Origin of the sequence: Duncaniella freteri, from assembly GCF_004766125.1 — a bacterium.
Lineage (GTDB): Bacteria > Bacteroidota > Bacteroidia > Bacteroidales > Muribaculaceae > Duncaniella > Duncaniella freteri.
Genome location: NZ_SJSA01000001.1, coordinates 417,222 through 436,722 on the forward strand (window position 1 = coordinate 417,222; position 19,501 = coordinate 436,722).

14 protein-coding genes are annotated in these 19,501 nt (G+C 47.6%); 3 read left to right on the top strand and 11 right to left on the bottom strand.

The window, feature by feature from the left end; all coding sequences use genetic code 11:
- The first annotated feature begins 219 nt into the window (after nucleotides 1-219).
- Together EZ315_RS01820 and EZ315_RS01825 are read left to right on the top strand one after the other, a co-directional pair.
- Entirely contained in the window at nucleotides 220-1,560 is a 1,341-nt protein-coding gene (locus EZ315_RS01820; protein ID WP_135470100.1) for a ligand-binding sensor domain-containing protein, read from the top strand.
- A complete protein-coding gene (locus tag EZ315_RS01825; RefSeq protein WP_170957431.1) occupies nucleotides 1,500-4,220 on the top strand; it encodes a hybrid sensor histidine kinase/response regulator transcription factor in 2,721 nt (906 codons plus the stop codon). The genes EZ315_RS01820 and EZ315_RS01825 overlap by 61 nt, the downstream gene beginning before the upstream one ends.
- 218 nt (nucleotides 4,221-4,438) lie before the next feature.
- On the opposite strand, the gene EZ315_RS01830 is transcribed toward EZ315_RS01825, so the two are convergent.
- The 9 genes from EZ315_RS01830 to panC all read right to left on the bottom strand — a co-directional run bounded on the left by EZ315_RS01830 (nucleotide 4,439) and on the right by panC (nucleotide 17,238).
- Nucleotides 4,439-5,662, bottom strand: a complete 1,224-nt coding sequence (locus tag EZ315_RS01830; protein WP_124076696.1) for an IS4 family transposase — start codon at nucleotides 5,660-5,662, stop codon at nucleotides 4,439-4,441.
- Between the two features lie 318 nt (nucleotides 5,663-5,980).
- Nucleotides 5,981-8,578 carry a glycosyl hydrolase 115 family protein gene (locus tag EZ315_RS01835; protein WP_135470103.1) on the bottom strand — a complete coding sequence of 866 codons (2,598 nt, stop codon included), beginning with the start codon at nucleotides 8,576-8,578 and terminating at the stop codon, nucleotides 5,981-5,983.
- Nucleotides 8,579-8,599: 21 nt separating this feature from the next.
- Nucleotides 8,600-9,991: a glycoside hydrolase family 43 protein gene (locus tag EZ315_RS01840; RefSeq protein WP_135470105.1), complete on the bottom strand. Its 1,392-nt coding sequence runs from the start codon at nucleotides 9,989-9,991 to the stop codon at nucleotides 8,600-8,602.
- 209 nt (nucleotides 9,992-10,200) lie between these two features.
- On the bottom strand, nucleotides 10,201-11,955 hold the full coding sequence (locus EZ315_RS01845) for a glycoside hydrolase family 97 protein (RefSeq protein WP_135470107.1): 1,755 nt from the start codon (nucleotides 11,953-11,955) through the stop codon (nucleotides 10,201-10,203).
- A gap of 415 nt (nucleotides 11,956-12,370) precedes the next feature.
- Nucleotides 12,371-13,483 (bottom strand): CapA family protein, encoded by a 1,113-nt coding sequence (locus EZ315_RS01850; protein ID WP_135470109.1) that lies wholly within the window; start codon nucleotides 13,481-13,483, stop codon nucleotides 12,371-12,373.
- Between the two features lie 230 nt (nucleotides 13,484-13,713).
- The gene (gene folD, locus EZ315_RS01855) at nucleotides 13,714-14,595 is read right to left on the bottom strand and encodes a bifunctional methylenetetrahydrofolate dehydrogenase/methenyltetrahydrofolate cyclohydrolase FolD (protein ID WP_135470111.1); all 882 of its coding nucleotides are present in this window, start codon (nucleotides 14,593-14,595) and stop codon (nucleotides 13,714-13,716) included.
- A 54-nt stretch (nucleotides 14,596-14,649) separates the two neighbouring features.
- A complete protein-coding gene (gene ffh / locus EZ315_RS01860; protein WP_135470112.1) occupies nucleotides 14,650-15,984 on the bottom strand; it encodes a signal recognition particle protein in 1,335 nt (444 codons plus the stop codon).
- A 52-nt stretch (nucleotides 15,985-16,036) separates the two neighbouring features.
- Nucleotides 16,037-16,393, bottom strand: a complete 357-nt coding sequence (gene panD / locus EZ315_RS01865; protein WP_135470114.1) for an aspartate 1-decarboxylase — start codon at nucleotides 16,391-16,393, stop codon at nucleotides 16,037-16,039.
- Nucleotides 16,393-17,238 (bottom strand): pantoate--beta-alanine ligase, encoded by an 846-nt coding sequence (gene panC, locus EZ315_RS01870; RefSeq protein WP_135470116.1) that lies wholly within the window; start codon nucleotides 17,236-17,238, stop codon nucleotides 16,393-16,395. The genes panD and panC overlap by 1 nt, the downstream gene beginning before the upstream one ends.
- Before the next feature lie 134 nt (nucleotides 17,239-17,372).
- Here panC and recR point away from each other — a divergent pair, with 134 nt between their 5' ends.
- Nucleotides 17,373-17,999, top strand: coding sequence for a recombination mediator RecR (gene recR, locus EZ315_RS01875; RefSeq protein WP_135470118.1), 627 nt, complete (start codon nucleotides 17,373-17,375; stop codon nucleotides 17,997-17,999).
- Here recR and EZ315_RS01880 read toward each other — a convergent pair.
- Nucleotides 17,955-18,509 carry a GNAT family N-acetyltransferase gene (locus EZ315_RS01880; protein ID WP_135470119.1) on the bottom strand — a complete coding sequence of 185 codons (555 nt, stop codon included), beginning with the start codon at nucleotides 18,507-18,509 and terminating at the stop codon, nucleotides 17,955-17,957. The genes recR and EZ315_RS01880 overlap by 45 nt on opposite strands.
- Nucleotides 18,506-19,450, bottom strand: a complete 945-nt coding sequence (trxB, locus tag EZ315_RS01885; protein WP_135470121.1) for a thioredoxin-disulfide reductase — start codon at nucleotides 19,448-19,450, stop codon at nucleotides 18,506-18,508. Before trxB ends, EZ315_RS01880 begins: the two co-directional genes overlap by 4 nt.
- Nucleotides 19,451-19,501 lie beyond the last annotated feature (51 nt).

A 19,501-nucleotide genomic window follows, 5' to 3' on the forward strand; every position in this document is an offset into this window, starting at 1 on the left:
TAATTATTTCCATTAACATCTACAAAGATATACCATATCAATCCACGCCATTATCTCACAGGTCACAAGAATGTTAATAACCGACTTGCGTTATGTAAAAATATCTCAAATTCGTTAATATTCGTATCATCGTCTCATTTTCCATATGTATCATTGCAATATATTTCACAAAAAATTATAATTTTGAATCACTAATCTTAAATCTACATTACACAATATATGCGATATTTACTACTCCTGATTAACCTTCTAATATCGTTCAATGTATACGCATACAATACCACTAACGATGTCAGGGCTTTACGGCTATTCAATGATCTCAACATAGTCTCGACTCAATATTACGATTTCTGCCTTGACCATAGCGGATATCTGTGGATAGCATCCTCATCCGGTCTCGTTCGGTTCGATGGCTCCAACATAGAAGTGTTCAGGCACGACGACGATGTTACTGGCTCCATAAGCAGCAACACTGTCAATAAGGTGATGTGCGACTCTCATGGCAACATATGGGTCGGCACCGCTGATGGATTATATAGCTTCGACCCGAAAACCGAGACATTCACCCTTGTGCCAATCCCCGCCGACGGACTCAACGGCTATATCATCGACCTTACAGAGCAGGCCGACGGCACCATCGTATTCATGGTCTCGGGAGTGGGATTATTTGTTGTCGACAAATCATCAGGAAAACCTGAAGGGGTGAAACTGGGGTATTCTCAGGAACACTCCGAGATGAACTCGCTCATATCAACCCTCGACGGAGGTCTTATTACAGGCAACCATAACGGAGACCTCTTCAGAATATGGGCTAACGGCAACATGAAGCGTTACAGCATAAGCCACGACTTCTTCATAGGGCTACGTAAAGAGACCGATGAGTCAATTCTTGCATTCACCACCCATGGCATATGGCGCATCAACCCATCCACAATGGACACCACCCCGATCGACATATCATCACTCGGTGAAACACCAATAAACAATATCTGCATCGGCAAGGACGGCACAGTCTACATAGCAACCAACGGAAATGGGCTGTGGGCGATGGAAACAGGTGGAAGCTCAATACAACCGATACTCAATCTCTATAACCCAGGACTCAATATAAACAAAAGCAATATCGGCACCGTATACATGGCTCCTGACGGAAACTTATGGATCGGCTGCAATTATCACGGAGTGCTGCTCGCTCCTTCCACACCTATGCCATTCAAATACTATCCGCTGTCGCCAATGCTAAAGGACTTCCACGGCGGCATCTCGGCAACCGCAGCCGATAAGGACGGACTATGGCTGGCATTCGAGAGAGGCGAAGCTGTGCACATGTCACACAATCATGAGATACTCCATCATCTGCGTCTGCCATCCGATCACGAAATCCGTTCGATGGGCATAGGCGGCGACGGTATGCTATACGCCGTTACATCTAACGACGCACTATGGCAAATAAATCCAGCCACCTGTACCCACAAACGCCTACTCGACATAAACCGCTCATGTATAAGATATTACACAACAATCGGGGGGGTGATTTCCAGACACTGTTCCTCGGAATGAGAGGCGACGGCGTTTTAAAATACGATCTCGTGACCGGAGAGGAAACCCTGTTCACCACAAAGAACCAGGGAGAGGACAGGCTTCACAACAATTGGATCGCTTCGACCTACATCGACTCACAGTCACGACTATGGGTAGGACTGTTCAGCGGACTTGCCTGTTATGATATCCAGGCGGACACGTTCAAGATAATCAACCAGACACCCTACATAAAAGGTTCGTGCAACGCATTCGGAGAAATGCATGATGGAAACATCCTCATCGGAACCAGCAACGGACTTCTCATATACAATCCCGACAACGATAAGGTCCTTAAATCCATGACCTCAATTGACGGTCTGGTTGACAATCATGTGCGCACCATAGAGATAGACTCCAAGGGAAGAGCCTGGATCGGCACATATCATGGTATCACATACTTCGATCCATCGACAGGCAGACTGACATCGCTTCAAGGAGGCTACGGACTCTCTGAAATAACAGTGATGCACTCAGCCTACAATAAGGAGACGGACCGCATGTTCCTGATCGGTAATCTCGGATACACACAGTTCAACCCATCAAGCATCACTCCTGTAAAATTCACTGCTCCAATAGCTGTAACCGGAGTCTATATAAATGGAAGAAAAATCACAGAGTCACATATGACCAACGGCAGGCAGACAATCATAACCGACTCTCTGTCAAGATGCCACCGCATAAACATCTCACACAAGGACAACAACCTCGTGTTGCGCCTGTCACCAATGGATTTCCGTGACCCGTCAAATCTCATTTATGAATGGATGATAGACAATGACTCTGATGGCTCATGGATAACAACTCGTTCAGGAAACAGTTCCATAGTGATCCCCGACCTCGACCCCGGTACCCATACCCTTCTGATCCGGGCTGTTGACAATGACGTATACTCCGACACCTCCGAACTGACCATCTACGTCTCACCTCCATGGTACCTGACCACGATAGCCAAAATATTTTATCTACTTGTAGTCATGAGCATTCTCGCTCTCATTTACATACTCATACAGAAACAGAACAATGAGAAAATCAATGAAGCGAAAGTAAGGTTCTTCATGAATATATCACATGAGATACGTTCTCCTGTGACATGCATCATCAACCCTTTGCAGACCCTCCTACGTAAGAATCACGACCAGGAGACCACAGCCATGCTGAAAACGATGCAACGCAACGCCGACAGAATCCTAAGCCTTGCCAACCAGCTGCTCGAACTGCGAAAAATTGACAAAGGCAAGAAACGCCTGTCCATGCAGAAGACTGAACTTAAAGGATTCGCATTGGAACTGGTAGAACTATTCCGTCCTGTGGCTGAGAAAAAATCAATCGAAATCAGCCTTGACGCCCCTTATGAGATTCCCGATCTGTGGGTTGACCGCACAAACTTTGATAAAGTTCTGGTCAATCTCATAACCAATGCCATAAAATACACCCCCGATGGAGGCAGAATCGTAGTCCGACTAAGCACAGGAACCGACGCTGTATTAGGCAATTGCGCAAATATTTCGGTAATCGACACCGGCATCGGACTTGATCAGAAAAACATCTCTCGAATCTTCGACCGTTTCTATCAGGGACAAGGCTCCGGATCGGCGTCAGGCTTCGGTGTCGGGCTTGATCTCGCACGCCAACTCGTAACCCTCCACCACGGCACACTCACCGCTGCCAACAGAAACGACGGCATAAAAGGCAGTGTATTCACTGTGCAACTTCCTTTAGGCAAAGCTCATCTGCAACCCGAAGAGATAGCCATTGACGACACATCACCACTTTCCGTACATCCGGTGACTGTGACTCCGCGACAACTCAACGAGGACACGATATCCACCGACAAGACCGATGACCCGATAAGCAAGTCGCGCAAAAGACACATCGGACGCCGCATACTCATAGTCGACGATGACACGGAACTGCGCAGATACATGTGCATGCATTTCTCACGCAACGACAAAGTATTTGAAGCCTCCAATGGCGTTGAAGCCAAAAAGATTCTTCTAAGCCATAAGGTCGACATTGTGGTAAGCGATGTGGTTATGCCCGAAATAGACGGCCTTGAGCTGCTTAAAGCCATTAAATCCAACTCAGAGACCACCCATATGCCGGTGATACTCCTAAGTTCGCGCATCGACATTGCCGACAGGATGGCTGGATGGGACAGAGGTGCCGACGGTTACATCGGCAAGCCTTTCGACGTGACCGAACTTGACGCCATGATCAACAATCTTATCGACAATCGTCTGAGGTTAAAAGGAAAATTCTCCGGAGCCCAGGACACTGACAAAAAAATGGTGATATCCGACATCAAAGGCAATGACGAGATCCTCATGGATAAAATCATGAAAGCCATAAACAGCCGTATAGACGACCCTCAGCTAAACGTTGAGGAACTTGGCATCGAAGTCGGCATATCCAGGGCACATCTCCATCGAAAGATGAAAGAGCTTATAGGAATGACCCCAAGTGACTTCATACGCAACGTGCGTCTGCGAAAAGCTTGTGAAATTCTCAAAAAGCCCGATGTAGACATAACTCAAGTGGCTTACAAACTCGGCTTCACATCCCAGCCTCATTTTTCAACAGCATTCAAAAAATTTACTGGAGTGACCCCATCCGAATACCGCTCGCACAACGCGGAATGATCATACTCCCACCCCCACATTCTTAACAGAAAAAAGATTCCGGCCATAGGTAACTTAACGATAGCACGCCTATGACCGGAAATCTAAATTTTACCAAAAACAATCTTTCTTCTTATCATCTTAAATATTATTTTTACTGTCCGCTAAACCATAAAAGGGTGAGTCCAACTTCTTGAACAGCAGAAGTTGGGCTTACTTTTTGTATTTGACAAGCCCCCTCAGCAGTTTTCGGGATCTTCAGGAGGGGATTCCGAGGCCTCTGCGAGCATGATTTTCAAGTCAGCGTCGGGCTGATTTAGGAACTTTTCGAGATTCAGATAATACATCAGTACAATTCTGACGATTGTAGCCAGTCCAGAAAAGCTCCAACGCCTTTGCAAGGTGCTTTGTAAGACCGAGAGCAACAGATTAGCTATGAGCGTTACCCAAATCTGTATTTTTATGGCATTGGCACTTTCGCCATAGAAGTATCGCAAAGGGAAGTTCTGCTTTATCTGCTTGAAAAGCGACTCAATCTGCCATCGGCGACGGTAGATGGCCACGATTGTCTCCAGAGGCATGTCGAAGTCATTGGTGAGAAGCGATATAAGTTTTGGCTTCTTGCCTTTCTTAATGTCAACGTATGTGATTATTCTTGCAATGTGGTTGATGCCGTCTTTACGGAACACTACGACCTGTTCACGGTACTCCATCAGTCCCTGCGGATTCTGGTGCATACAGTCCACAAGTATTTCATAACTGAGGTTTTTCTTCATTTTGGTTACATATACCACCCCTCGATCCGTCAGTTCCTCGAATTTGGCATAGTTGATATATGCACGGTCAAGTGCTACTATCTCGTTGTGGCTGTAATGGCTCGGTGCAAGCATGAAGGAGTCATTGGTCGCTGCCGAAGTGAACTGTACGTCGCAGTGAACGCCCTCGTTGGCATGTATGACCGAGTGTACCTTGATGCCGCCTTTCTTCTTTCCCGTCTTCGGATGACGGCCAACACCCTTGAAAATAGCATTGGAGAACAACGTGATTGTAGTGGAATCGATGATTCTAAGCCGTCTTATCCACTCTTCCGTGCCATTGCGTCGGCTGTCCGAGGAAAGAATGTCTTTATTGGCTGCATACAAGTCGCGGTATACATCTTCAAAGAACTTCTCTGAACGTCTGGCATTTGCATCCGACAAGGTGCTCCGCCTGGGCACAGTGTCAATGCCTACATGATGGAGTTTGCGTACCTCGGCTGTCATAGAAGTCTCTATCTCACGCAATGAATCGAAGCGCTGTATGACAGCATATAGCATCGTAAGCAAATGCGTATAGCCGTCAAAGCTCTTGACATACTTCTCTCCGCCGTGTTTTCGGCTGATTTCAACTATTTTTTCACGATCAAGTGATTTTATCAGCTGACCATATGTCGGCTGTCCGAAGAAATTACTACTTTTACTCATGGTTATTTAAGATAGTTTGGCGACATCAAAATAACCATTTAGGGCTGACTCCTGCAATAGGTGCCAGCCCTAATTTTCAACCGCTACTAAAAAAGTTTAGCGGACAGTAATAAAATATTATAGGCATCCGCCTATTATCTTTGCATGAAATATTTACACCACAAAGATAATTCTTGAAAACGTCAGTCGCAATAGGACTATACATAATTGCCATATATCTGCAACAATAATATACGTTTTCCGCTATTGAACCATCCTTCATGATACATACGCATAAGAAAAAGATTCATTTCATGCAGTATGCGACATGCGTAAAAACTATAAATTGACCGACGGTCCCACATACGAATCGCGCAGACCGCCCCAGTCCACCACCACTCGCTGTATCATCTGACCGGCATCTATGGCATGAAGCTTCAGGGTGTGAGTCTTTTTCCGAGGATCTATTTTGAACCGGAATTTATTCACAGTGCTATTGCGCAACACATTCGCCTTCCATTCCGACGACCATTCCACAGGATGATACGATACTGTGATCATATCTTCGCTGTCGACCGATACCCCATACCGAGTATCGCATCCGTCATTCAACGGAAACAACGGTAATGCATACACCGTTACTTCTATGGTGTCACACGATATCTCCGGCAACTCATACACTGCCACAGCCCCGCTGGGATCCGCTCCTGGACTGTCTTCCCCAAGCTGCACAACACTCCAGTCAAATCCGAGACCGTCAATGACATTGATCCGTTCGGATTTATATACGGGCGATGCGATGTCAACCACGCAGCATCCTTCCATTGACCGTTGCTCTGACTCCGGCTCAATATCAGCCTTAACAGATGCCACATTGTCCGTAATGACTATATCAGGCATATTCTGATATTTTGCGACAAAGCCTGGAGGCACCGACATCATGCCGGACCATTTTCCGCCAAGCAAAGAATTATACCTGTTGTTAAGAGCGTTTATGCTGTCGTAAGCCATCCGGGACTGTTCTCCGGCCCAATTGGCACGTGCGTAATCACCCTTGTCACGATATTCAGCATTAAGTTGAGCCATAAGGAACTTACGGTTCATCTGATACGCCGCCATGACAGGATACCCTATCATCTCGAATAGCGGAGCCTTGAGACTGTCAGGAAGCTCACTCATTATCATGGATATCTCATCGGACATATTCCTATAGTCATCAAGTCGCCCTCTGGCATCATTATAATTGTCAAAAGAGAAATCGGTGGGTCCGAGCTGTTCAAGATGAGGAGTATCCCACTCATATTCCCACCCCATGTATTCCGGCTTACGGCTCCACGCAAGCCGGTAATACTCGTCAAGCAATCTTTGGAAACGCGGCAACAGTTCATCTCCGAAAATCCCTGCAAGCATTGACGGCTGATGAGCGTTGACACTACGTATGTCAAAGGCTTCAACATCCCATGCCATCTCAAAGAATGTCTGTATAGCCATCTCCATCGGTTTTATGTCGCCGACATTCAGAAGCCAATATCTGTCCGCTCCATAATCGTAAGCCTTCTTCAGCTCTTCATACATAAGCACAGGAGGTGTCGTGCATAGCCATAAGTAATCATGAGGCGTGCCGAGATACGATGTATGGTAATACACTCCCGACCCTCCTCTGCGACTGCGTTCCACAGAATCATTAAGATGCTTCCAATAACCGTAATTATCGTCAGGCCATACAAGAGTTATGTCGTCAGGTATATCAAGACCTGCCTCATAGACATCCAGGGTCTCCTTATAAGGCACAAATATCTGTGGCACCTCACTCGCACTGCGCCCCAGACGTTTTTCAAGTATGCCTCTCTGGTCCTTTATCACTTCTCCAAGCACCTCGATACGCCTCTCCATAGAAAGATCTCCGCGCATACCCTCGTCATGCACTCCACGCATAGCCATGGTGTAAATATTCTCATATGAAGCTGATTCCTTGACGCGCGCATCCATTTTTGAGTATATGACCGCCTTATTGGTTACATAATTCCACTCTCCGTCACGTCCTGTATCCCACTCTGACTTTGCTGCATTATTGAACAGCATAGGTTCGCAATGGGAAGTGGTTATGATTATGCCGCAACTGTCAACCACCGCTTTACTCTCAGGATGAGAATAAAACGCCCCGGTACACGCATGCATAGCAGGAGCAAGCATATTACCCTTAAGCCTCAGCAACAGCTCACACACACGCTCATATGTGCGCGGACCGATGTCGCCAAGCACTTTTTCATAGTTGCCTGCAGCCCATGGCAGCAGCCCCCAGTCCTCATCGTTTATGAATATTCCGCGGTATTTCACTGATGGAGCCTCAGAAAGATAATCAGCATATATCCTCACGTTATCTCTTCTCTTCACAGGCACATCGGCCCACCATTCCCATGGAGATACCCCCATAGACTCACTCACTGAAAACGACCCATAGGCTGCTCCGCGGCGGTCGCTTCCGGCTATGACGAGAGCATCTGAGATTCCTGGCAACGGATTTTCAATGTTTATTATCCTGTAACGCTCCCATTCGCCTGTTATGGGACTCACATCAAGCACCCCTTTCCTCACAAGAGCATCAATGTAACAGCTCTGTCCTATGGTGCCTATTATCACAGCCTTTGAATTTCTCCCGGGAGCATACACAACTCCGGTCTCTACACCGGTGACACGTGACACGTCTGCAGCAAACATTCCTGCCACTTTCTTTACGACAGGAGAATCACCCTCATCGATCAGAACATCACACCCCGCAGGATCAAAAGGCTTCACACCAGCCTTCTCCGGCTCGGCAACATCTCCGAAACAGACCTCCAGTAATGATCCTTGTGAACGGGCGAAACTGTCGCCCACAGATACTACAGCCATAAATACTGACAATATCCCTGCGACAATGCCTTTACATCTGTACATGAAAGCCTTCTTTTTATGAGATTACTTCAATATCCAGTAGTCACACCTTAGCACCTCTGACTCATCATCGCCACGGAACAGCAGATATACATCATGCACACCTTCAACATCACCGATTTCCGTTGACTGTTCCTGCCATTTGTCGAAACTTCCGGTAGGCTTTACCTCAAGCTGTGACACAGGCTTATTGCCAAGAGCGTCTATACGCACTTCAATCGATGAGCCCGGACGAAGAGCCGATACATTCGCTACAAACCTCCTGCCGGCACCACCTTTTCCAAAATCTACTGACCTCAACATTATCCAGTCTCCGTTATCAACCGATTTCAGATAATGACGTTCGGTCCCCTTATTACGGTCAGTCCTTACACCATAACTGTCGGCCATAGTCTCGGCCTCCACCCTTACATAAGGATTCAGATTTTTCAACGGTGTCTTCACACCTTCATTAGTGAACGGCATAAACGGTATGGAACCGTCATCACCATATGAGAACTCCTCAACACACGATGACCTGCGGAAACCTCCACCGTTGGGCAACTTGCCGTTATGATAGAACATGAAGTTTCTTCCTCCGATCTCTATGAGCCCTCCATGTATTGTAAAACTGTTTTCAGCCTCATTCATGATACGCCCTCGATACGTCCACGGACCATTGATATTCTCGGCAGTCGAATACGCCATAAACTCAGGCACACCACCTGCGGCATACACAAGATAGTATATACCGTTTCTTTTGCTTACCCAGGGAGCCTCTTCAAAATTACTCTTCAGCATCCGCTTGTTCAGCGCATAGTCGCGTTTCATCACTTTAGGACCGAACGCCTTCTCATCGTCAAGCTCATCTATGTACCTTATTTCACCGTCAAAAGATATCATATCCCTGTTGAGCTTAGCCATCCACAATCCGTTGTTGCCCCAGAACAGATAAGCCTGTCCGTCATCATCTATGAACACCGATGGGTCAATGAACCCGAATCCAGGCTTGGTGAGAGGACATCCAAGCGCATCCCTGTAAGGACCTTCAGGCGCATCAGCCACAGCCACCCCTATAGCATCCAGCCCGGATTCGGCATCCTGAGCACATATATACCAATACCATTTGCCATCGCGCTCAATGGCCTGCGACGCCCAGGCCTTATCCCCCTGTGTAGCCCAGGAGAATGTGCCTGTGGATATAGGGGTACCTCTGTAGGTCCAGTTGACCATATCGTCAGTTGAATACAACTGCCAATCCTCCATCAAAAAATACTGGGCATCATTCTCGTCATGATCCACGAACAGATACACAGTATCGCCATGCACATAGGGCGCAGGATCAGGAGTGAAGTTAGTCTGGATTATCGGGTTGACAGCATGCAGGCAACCTATGCCTGACAGCATCATTACGGCTGTAATTAATCTTGATTTCATAAACTTGATTTAAGTGACATGATGGTTATCACAAATTTACAAGTTTTTATCCTTATACGGATTCCGAAACCGTAACAATAAAATGCATATTTGTACATGCCTGTATCCATGCATGTACTCATTTCATTCATATATGTAACATCCGCGCCTCACACAAGTGACACACACCGGTATTACCCGACATTATTCGCCCGGCATGCCCCCTGCCGTCACTTCACCCTAATAATGAATCCGCCTCTCGGCTTCATTATTATACTTGACGGCACCTTTTCGATTTCACTTATCCTCCATGACTTGTCCATGCCTGGACCATCGGTAATCAACGTCATTTCTCTGCCATTCTTAACCTCCGGCACACGGTCAGTGTCAATCGTTATCTTCCGCGGAGTATCATTACCGTTGATACCGCAAATGTACCATTCATTACCGTTCTTTCTTGCCATGACCACATAGTCCCCCGGATATCCGCCAAGCAGCAGAGTGTCGTCCCACGCAGCAGGCAGTTCCGACAGGAATCCTCTTATCACATCCGGCTGTGCAAGGAAGCTCTCAGGGCGGTCGGCAAGATGCTGTATGCCTGACTCAAAAAGCACCGTCAAAGCAAGTTCATGAGCATCAGTAGTGATGTGTGGATGCTGTGAATCAGTAAAGGCACATGGTGTGTAATCCATAGAGCCTATCACATTTCGGGTGAAAGGGAGCGTGGCATTATGACGTGCAGCCTTGTCGGTAAAAGTCGGGACATTATTATACCACTCGGCACCATACACAGCCTCCATGCTCACAAGATTTGGATAGGTCCTCTGCCATCCGCGAGGAATCGTTACACCATGGAAATTCACGAGCAGACGATGCCTGGCAGCACATTCGAGAAGATCCAGCATATACTTTATGTTCAGATTGGTGTCCCCTGAAAAGAAATCAATCTTCACACCGGCTATACCGTTTTCCTCACACCAGGCAAACTCCTTCTCCCTATTCTCCGGATCGTTCAGCCTAAACTTAGGTCCAGGGGCACCATTTATCCAACCTACGGATGAATTGTACCATATCATAGGCTTTACACCTTTCCTCAAGGCATACGATACGGCATCCAGTATTGAATAACCATTCTTCATCTCATCCCACTCGGCATCTATAAGCACATAAGGAAGAGACAGCTCACAAGCCATATCAACATATCTACGTATGATATCAAAATCATTGGAGCCATGATTGTACGCCCAATATATCCAGGATGCCACTCCAGGCTTGATCCAGCCAACATCCTCCAACCTGTTCACCGGTGAATTATCATTAATCAATGTCGACTCCACCACATCGCTCAATGAACCAATGACAGCAGTCTGCCATCCAGGATACTCTTCACCGTCAGGTTTGATCTCATATACCCCCTGTCTGCCGGAATCATACAGGCTCGCAGCGGCATTATCAGCTCCTACCGCTGATTCTGACAAAAGAAGAAACACATCTCGGTCACCGTATTCAAACAATGCAGGATAACCGTAACGGCTTCCTGGCTTCACCACTCTGTCCTTATTATAAAACCCTTCATAACAATCACTCCAGTCCTGTAGCCAGCTATGGGAAGCTCCTGAAAGATCCACTTCACAACCCCTGCACCCTGACCAGGCAATACCATCGTCATAGACTCTCACACTCAGAGTATCCGAATTCTCAAGCAGATACTTGACTTCCGAAAATTCATTATGGCAATGCCGGCGTTTACCGCATATCATATAATAGTCTACAGTATGGTTGCTGATGCTCCCTGGCACCTCTTGTGTTATCTTCCCGCAATCAATCCTCATCAGTACCCTATCTTTACCATTAATTACAGCAACTGAAAGCAAAGAGTCTTCAGATACGGATAGTGAGATTTTTCTATTAGGAGATACCACATCCGCACTGATACCAGGAGCGATGCACAATGAAAGGGCTGCGATTAAAATTTTCAGATTCATGTGTTTCCAACGTTGATGTAAAGGATTTATACTATGCAAATATAGCGAGATATTCCTCTAAAAACAAAATTTAAACAGCTGCTCATTTTTAACATATTTTGTATTAATAAAAACCTATAAATATTACCCTGCATTTTTCATCCATTTATTAAATAAAACCCGATTATTTCGACTTAAAAATTAACATTTGAAAGCACACAATCAATACAATACGGAATTCCAACAAAATAAAAAAATATTGACATTAGGTTATTTGAAATAATTATTATACCTTTGCATATGCAAGATTATAATAATAAAAGAATATACAATATAACAAGAAAATCCACTGACGTTAAGTACTATGTGTAAGCTGCGAAGGGGGGCCGCGAGGTTGTCCTTCGCTATTTTTTTGTATATATCAAAAATATCAGTGTCAGATGCCCTTTAAGGTATCGGAAGGGCACGACACAGCATCCTGTGAAACAATAGCAGTCGTATCCATCGGCACGTTTATATTATGACGGTCGAATATTGTGCGGGCATTACGTATAAATCCCTTCCTGCGAAGCTCCATTGACGGATGGACATCCTCCGATTCTGCCGGCAACAATCGGAAATTATCACCTTTTTTGACAGGAGGTTGCACAAACACCATCCTGTATGACGCACCTGTCACCATGGCATTCCCATCGGCATCACGTCCGAGCGTGACTCTTACCATAGCTCCGCCGCGCGTATCGGTTGTGCGCATAGCCGAAATAAAGTTCCCAAGCGAATATACCGTAAGCACAGATCTGTTATTGATTTCACTTTTGCGTAGCTCCATAGGCTGTATCACATGAGGATGGCCACCTATAATCATATCCACACCTAGTGTCTCAAGATAACGTGCAAGCGACCGTTGGGTGGAATTTGGCAACAGTTTGTACTCATCACCCCAATGTATGCACACAGCTATAAGATCGGCACCGTTCTCACGAGCCCTGCTTACATCGCTGGCGATCGTATCCCTGTTGATATAGTCAATCACTATCGGAGTACGCTTCTCGATTCCGTTAGTACCATAAGTATAATTCAGGAATGCTATCTTGAATCCATTGATATCCCGAATGAAAGGAAGATGCTGCTCACGGTGGGCGGCATCACGGTACACCCCTATCCAGGACACCCCCTTTGATTCAAATGCCGAAATTGTTCGCAACACTCCCTTGTCTCTGCGGTCAAGTATATGATTGTTTGCCGAAAGCATGAGGTCAAAACCGGCATCAGTCAATGCCGTGACATAATTGTCGTGGGCACAGAACATAGGATACCCCGAATAAGGTGCGCCACCAAGCGGTGCTTCAATATTTACAACAGCATAGTCGGCTGAACTTATATAAGGCTGCAATGCCGTGAAATATCCTGAATAGTCAAGCGAGCCGTCAGGCTGTCGGGCAGCATCAATCTGCCGCTGATGCTGCATAGCATCCCCCGCAAAAACCAGTTCGGCACTGTCGCCGCCAGGCAACAGTAGCGCGCACAGTGCTATCAATATCGCAAACATCTATCAACTTCTTAATTTAAGTCCTCAGGAACAGTATGACTCTTTAGACCAAAGAACTATAGTTTTCCAACATCTCGTTCTCTCCACAAAATGTTCTCCTGTTCTACTGTCTTATCCCTATGGCTCTATGGTCTAAAAAAGATCAGGAGAACTTTTTTGATCAAAGAACCATAGTTTTGTTCTCTCAAAAAAATTCTCCTGTTCTTCTGTCTTTCTATATTATTTCGCGATTACGAATAGATCTCTTTCTTGGCAGCAAGAAGAGTATTCTTCATCAGCGAACAGATTGTCATAGGACCAACACCTCCAGGCACCGGAGTTATAAAAGCACACTTAGGAGCCACATTATCGAAATCTACATCCCCGCTAAGACGGAAACCGCTCTTCCGCGAAGCGTCAGGCACTCGTGTGGTACCCACATCAATAATTGTCGCGCCTGGTTTTACCATATCCTCAGTCACAAATCCCGGACTTCCGAGGGCCGCTATTATTATGTCAGCTTCAGCACACTTCTCTTTGATATCACGTGATGCGCTGTGAAGCACAGTCACCGTGGCATTTCCCGGATCAGCTTTCTGCATCATCAGGCTGGCGACAGGCTTACCCACTATATTACTTCTGCCAAGCACCACACAATTGGCACCGCGTGTAGGCACATTATAGCGGCGTAGAAGTTCAATGATTCCTGCGGGTGTGGCTGACACAAAGCAGGGAAGTCCTATTGACATACGCCCCACATTGACAGGATGGAAACCATCTACATCCTTTCGGTAATCTATCGCCTCGATGATACGCTGCTCAGAGATATGTCGCGGGAGAGGCAGCTGCACTATGAACCCATCCACATCCGGATCGGCATTGAAACGTGCTATCGTGTCAAGCAGCTCCTGCTCGGTCACATCCTCCTCATAACGGATAAGAGTGGACTTGAACCCGCACATTTCGCAAGCCTTGACCTTGTTTGCCACATAAGTTTCCGAACCGCCGTCATGTCCTACAAGAATGGCGGCAAGATGAGGGCGACGCATTCCTGCGGCAACCATGTTGTCAACTTCGGCCGCTATCTCGCGTTTGATGTCATCGGCCACTTTCTTTCCGTCGATAAGAGTCATATTTCTCAGGTATAGAGTTGAAAGTATTGAATTGTGATTCTATTTTTCGGTACATTACCGGCGCATTCCCTTCATGCCACGCATAAGTGCCATAGGATTCTTGATGCCGGTGACAGCCTTCATCATTTTGCGTGCCTCCTCAAACTGCTTGATGAGACGGTTCACCTCCTGTATATCTGTTCCGGAGCCCTTCGCGATACGCTTGCGGCGTGAACCGTTTATTATCTCTGGATGCTGACGCTCCTGCTCGGTCATCGAACGGATTATGGCCTCAATACCCTTGAAAGCATTGTCGTCAATATCTACATCCTTGATAGCCTTACCCACACCGGGGATCATTGAAGCGAGCTCCTTGAGGTTGCCCATCTTCTGTATCTGCTGTATCTGCTGGAGGAAATCATTGAAATTGAACTGATTCTTGGCTATCTTACGCTGAAGTTCGCGGGCCTGTTTCTCGTCATAAGCGTTCTGTGCCTTCTCCACGAGCGATACGATGTCACCCATGCCGAGGATACGGTCAGCCATACGTGATGGATGGAAAAGGTCAAGCGCATCAAGCTTCTCCCCTGTACCCACAAACTTAATAGGCTTGGTCACCACTGTACGTATCGACAGCGCGGCACCGCCACGGGTGTCACCGTCAAGCTTCGTGAGCACCACTCCATCAAAATCAAGACGGTCATTGAACTCCTTGGCTGTGTTCACAGCATCCTGACCAGTCATTGAGTCCACCACGAAAAGTGTCTCCTGCGGCTTCACGGCCTTCTTTATCGCAGCAATCTCCTGCATCATCTGCTCATCGACAGCAAGGCGGCCTGCGGTATCGATGATCACAAGGTCAAGATGATTGGCCTTGGCATGACGTATGGCATTCTCGGCAATCTCTACCGGATTCTTATTGCCGTCCTCAGTATAGACAGGGACATTGATCTGCTCTGCAAGTACTTTCAGCTGGTCAATCGCTGCCGGACGGTACACGTCACATGCCACAAGCAAAGGACGCTTGCCTTGCTCCGACTTGAGCTTCCTGGCAAGCTTACCCGAAAAAGTAGTCTTGCCCGAACCCTGCAATCCCGACATAAGTATCACCGTCGGATTGCCGGAGAGATTGACCTGAGCTGTCTCGCCACCCATAAGCCTGGCAAGCTCGTCATGTACAATCTTCACCATGAGTTCACCAGGCTTGATGGCATTGATTACATTCTGCCCCATGGCCTTGCTCTTCACCTCATCGGTAAACTGCTTGGCAACCTTGAAGTTAACGTCGGCTTCCAACAGGGCACGACGCACATCCTTAAGGGTTTCGGCTACATTGATTTCGGTGATCTTACCTTCACCTTTCAGTATCTTGAAGCTCCTTTCGAGCCTTTCGCTTAGATTTTCAAACATATATTATGGTATAGGAGGGGTTCTCTTTCAGGGGGTTCAAGCAACGAGGAGACTACAGCTCGACAAGACGGTTGGTCAAAGTGTCGGGAAATATCACCTTAGGAGTGAATGTGGCGGCCTCTTCAGGAGTCATTTGCGCATAACTCATTATTATTACCACATCGCCAACCTGCACCTTGCGGGCAGCCGCTCCGTTCAGGCATATCACACCCGATCCTCTTGGACCTTCGATGGCGTAAGTATCGAAACGCTCACCATTGTTGTTGTCGACTATGTATACACGCTCACCTGGGAATATGCCGGCGGCATCCATCAGGTCACGGTCTATGGTGATACTGCCGATGTAGTCGAGACGGGCCTCGGTGACAGATACGCGGTGTATCTTGGACTTGAGAATTTCGAGTGTCATTATCGCACGTATTTAATATTGTCAATAAGCCGCACATCGCCACAGAACACTGTGATGCATCCCACCGGTTGCTCCGATTCGCTCCACTCGGCTATAGGCTGCATAGTGAGAGCGTCGACTATCTCATAATATTCCACATTCATAAACGGAAACACGTTTATTGTGTCTGTCACCCATTTCTTGGTGTCGGCAAGTGACATTTCTCTTGCCTTGATAAGACTTGAACGGAGCACTTGAGCTATCACAGGTGCCACCGAACGCTGCTCCGCCGAAAGACGCACGTTACGCGAGCTCAACGCCAGTCCGTCTGTCTCTCGCTTTATAGGGCAATCCACTATCTCAAGCCCCTCGAATCCTTCAAGCTCGACCATACGGCGTATCACCGCTATCTGCTGGAAGTCCTTTTCTCCAAAATATGCGCGTGTAGGCTCCGTGAAGCGGAACAGCTTGCTTACCACCTGTGCCACACCGTTGAAGTGGCCGGGACGCATAGCACCCTCCATCACTTCAGCTACAGGACCGAGGTCAAACTGTCTGTTGTCCGGCTCGGGATACACCTCCTCAACCGAAGGCATGAAAGCATAATCCACACCTGCACCCTCCATAAGAGCGGCATCGGCCTCCTCGGTGCGCGGATAGGTTGCGAGGTCGGTAGGATTATTGAACTGTGTTGGGTTGACAAAGACGCTGACCACTACGGTATCGTTCTCTTCACGAGCTCTTTCGATGAGCGAGAGGTGTCCGGCATGGAGAGCACCCATTGTGGGTACAAGACCTATGGTGCCACGTGAACGTGCTTCACCGAGCTTGGCTTGTAATTCAGCGACAGTGCGAATTATTTCCATTTCTGTTGGTTACTGAAATTTCATGGATATGGTTTCCAATTCAGAGTGCAAAATTAGGTATAATTATCAATTATCGCAAATCTTTTCTATGCTCGGAGATGTTTGTTAGGCAGAAAATGCGTAATTTTGTAATTATGCAACAGGAATTTGCCTCAAGATTATTGGAAGAAGCTGTGACTGAGCTCTCCCGACTCCCTGGTATCGGACGCAAGACCGCCCTGCGCCTCGCCCTGCATATATTGCGCGCCGACGAGTCTGCGGGCACAGCTCTCGGGCAGGCAATAATAAACATGCGCAAAGGTGTGAGATATTGCGGAGTGTGCCACAACATATCCGAGACCGATGTATGCCCGATATGCGCAGACTCCCGCCGCGACCGCAGCTGTGTGTGTGTCGTAGAGAATGTCAAAGACGTGATGAGCTTCGAGAACACCGGACAATACACCGGTGTCTACCATGTGCTCGGAGGTGTGATATCCCCAATGGACGGCATAGGCCCTGACGTGCTTGAGATCAATTCACTTGTGGAACGTGTGGCGGCAGGCGAAGTCAAGGAAGTGATCCTTGCCTTAAGCGCGACTATGGAAGGGGAGACAACCAACTATTACATATACCGACGCCTTGCGCCATATACCGATGTCAGGATCACACAGCTTGCCCGAGGGGTATCCGTGGGAAATGAGATAGAACACACCGACGAAATCACTTTGGGACGCTCACTGCTCAACCGCACCCTGTTTGCCGACTCGATCAAAAGGTAGCATCATCTGATAAATAAACGCATCCGAATATGCACCACCGGAGCGGAGCCATGAGCGCAGGCGTCCGGACACCTTGTATCCCGCCTTCTCAAACAATGATCTGCTCGGCTCATTTTCGGCACCTACCACACAATAAAGCTGATGGAGTGAAAGCCTTTTATGACAATAATCCGCAACACGGATCAATGCGTCATATGCATACCCCCTGCGGCGATACTCAGGAGCTATCAATATCCCCACCGCACACCTTGAGTTCACAGGGTCGAAATCATAGAGGTCAACAGTCCCTACGGTCTCCTTCACCTCGCCATCTTTCCCTGAGGGTATTGTTATCATAAGCCTGAGTTGCCTGGCTGTGAAAATATCTCCGTCATAGGAATCCACATAATCCCACAACTGCTTTCGCGAATAAGGAGCCATAGTAGAGCCGACACCCCACACCGCAGGATCATTCTCCCAACGGTACAGAGTGTCGACATCTATTGGTTCGAGTGCTCGAAAATCAATCATTGAGCGTGTTCTGAGAGGAAACGCTCCACATCAAGAGCAGCCTTGCAGCCCGATCCCGCTGCGGCAATAGCCTGACGGTATACCGGATCGGCAACATCGCCGGCAGCGAACACACCCTCTACATTGGTTGCCGTGCCATTGCCCTTGACTTTGACATAACCCTGCTCGTCACATTCCACCATGGGACGGAACACATCAGTATTGGGCTTGTGACCTATGGCAAGGAAGAAACCGTCGATGGGAAGATCATAACGACGCTCCTGCTCAGTTCCCACATGCTCTACAAGGTGTGCTCCCTCCACATACTCTTCACCATAGAGACCCACGGTGTTGGTATTGAAAAGCACCTTTATATTCTCCTTGTTCATGACACGTTCAGCCATCACCTTGGAGGCACGCAGATAAGGCTTGCGCACAATCAGATAGACCTCCGATGCGAGATTGCTCAGATAAATAGCTTCTTCACAGGCTGTGTCACCTCCGCCTACCACAGCCACCTTGCGCTTGCGGTAGAAGAAACCGTCACATGTGGCGCAGGCCGATACGCCCAGACCGTTGTACTTCTTCTCGTCGGTCAGACCGAGATACTTGGCCGATGCACCTGTCGCGATAATCATTGTTTCAGCTATCACAGTGTCACCGTTGTCAAGCTTGGCTACGAACGGACGCTTGCTGAGGTCAGCCTCAACGACAAGTCCCGGACGTATGTCCGCTCCGAACCGGAGAGCCTGGTTGCGCAGATCCTCCATGAGTTGCGGACCCTGGACTCCCTGGGGATAACCGGGGAAATTCTCGACCTCTGTGGTCTGTGTGAGCTGTCCGCCGGGCTGTATGCCCTCGATTACGAGAGGAGAGATGTTGGCACGTGATGTGTAGATGGCGGCTGTGTAGCCGGCAGGGCCTGAACCTACAATGAGGCAGCGAGTCTTGATTTCTGACATATTACAGCGTAATTGATGATTTGAAATTTAGGGTGAATTTTATGATATTAA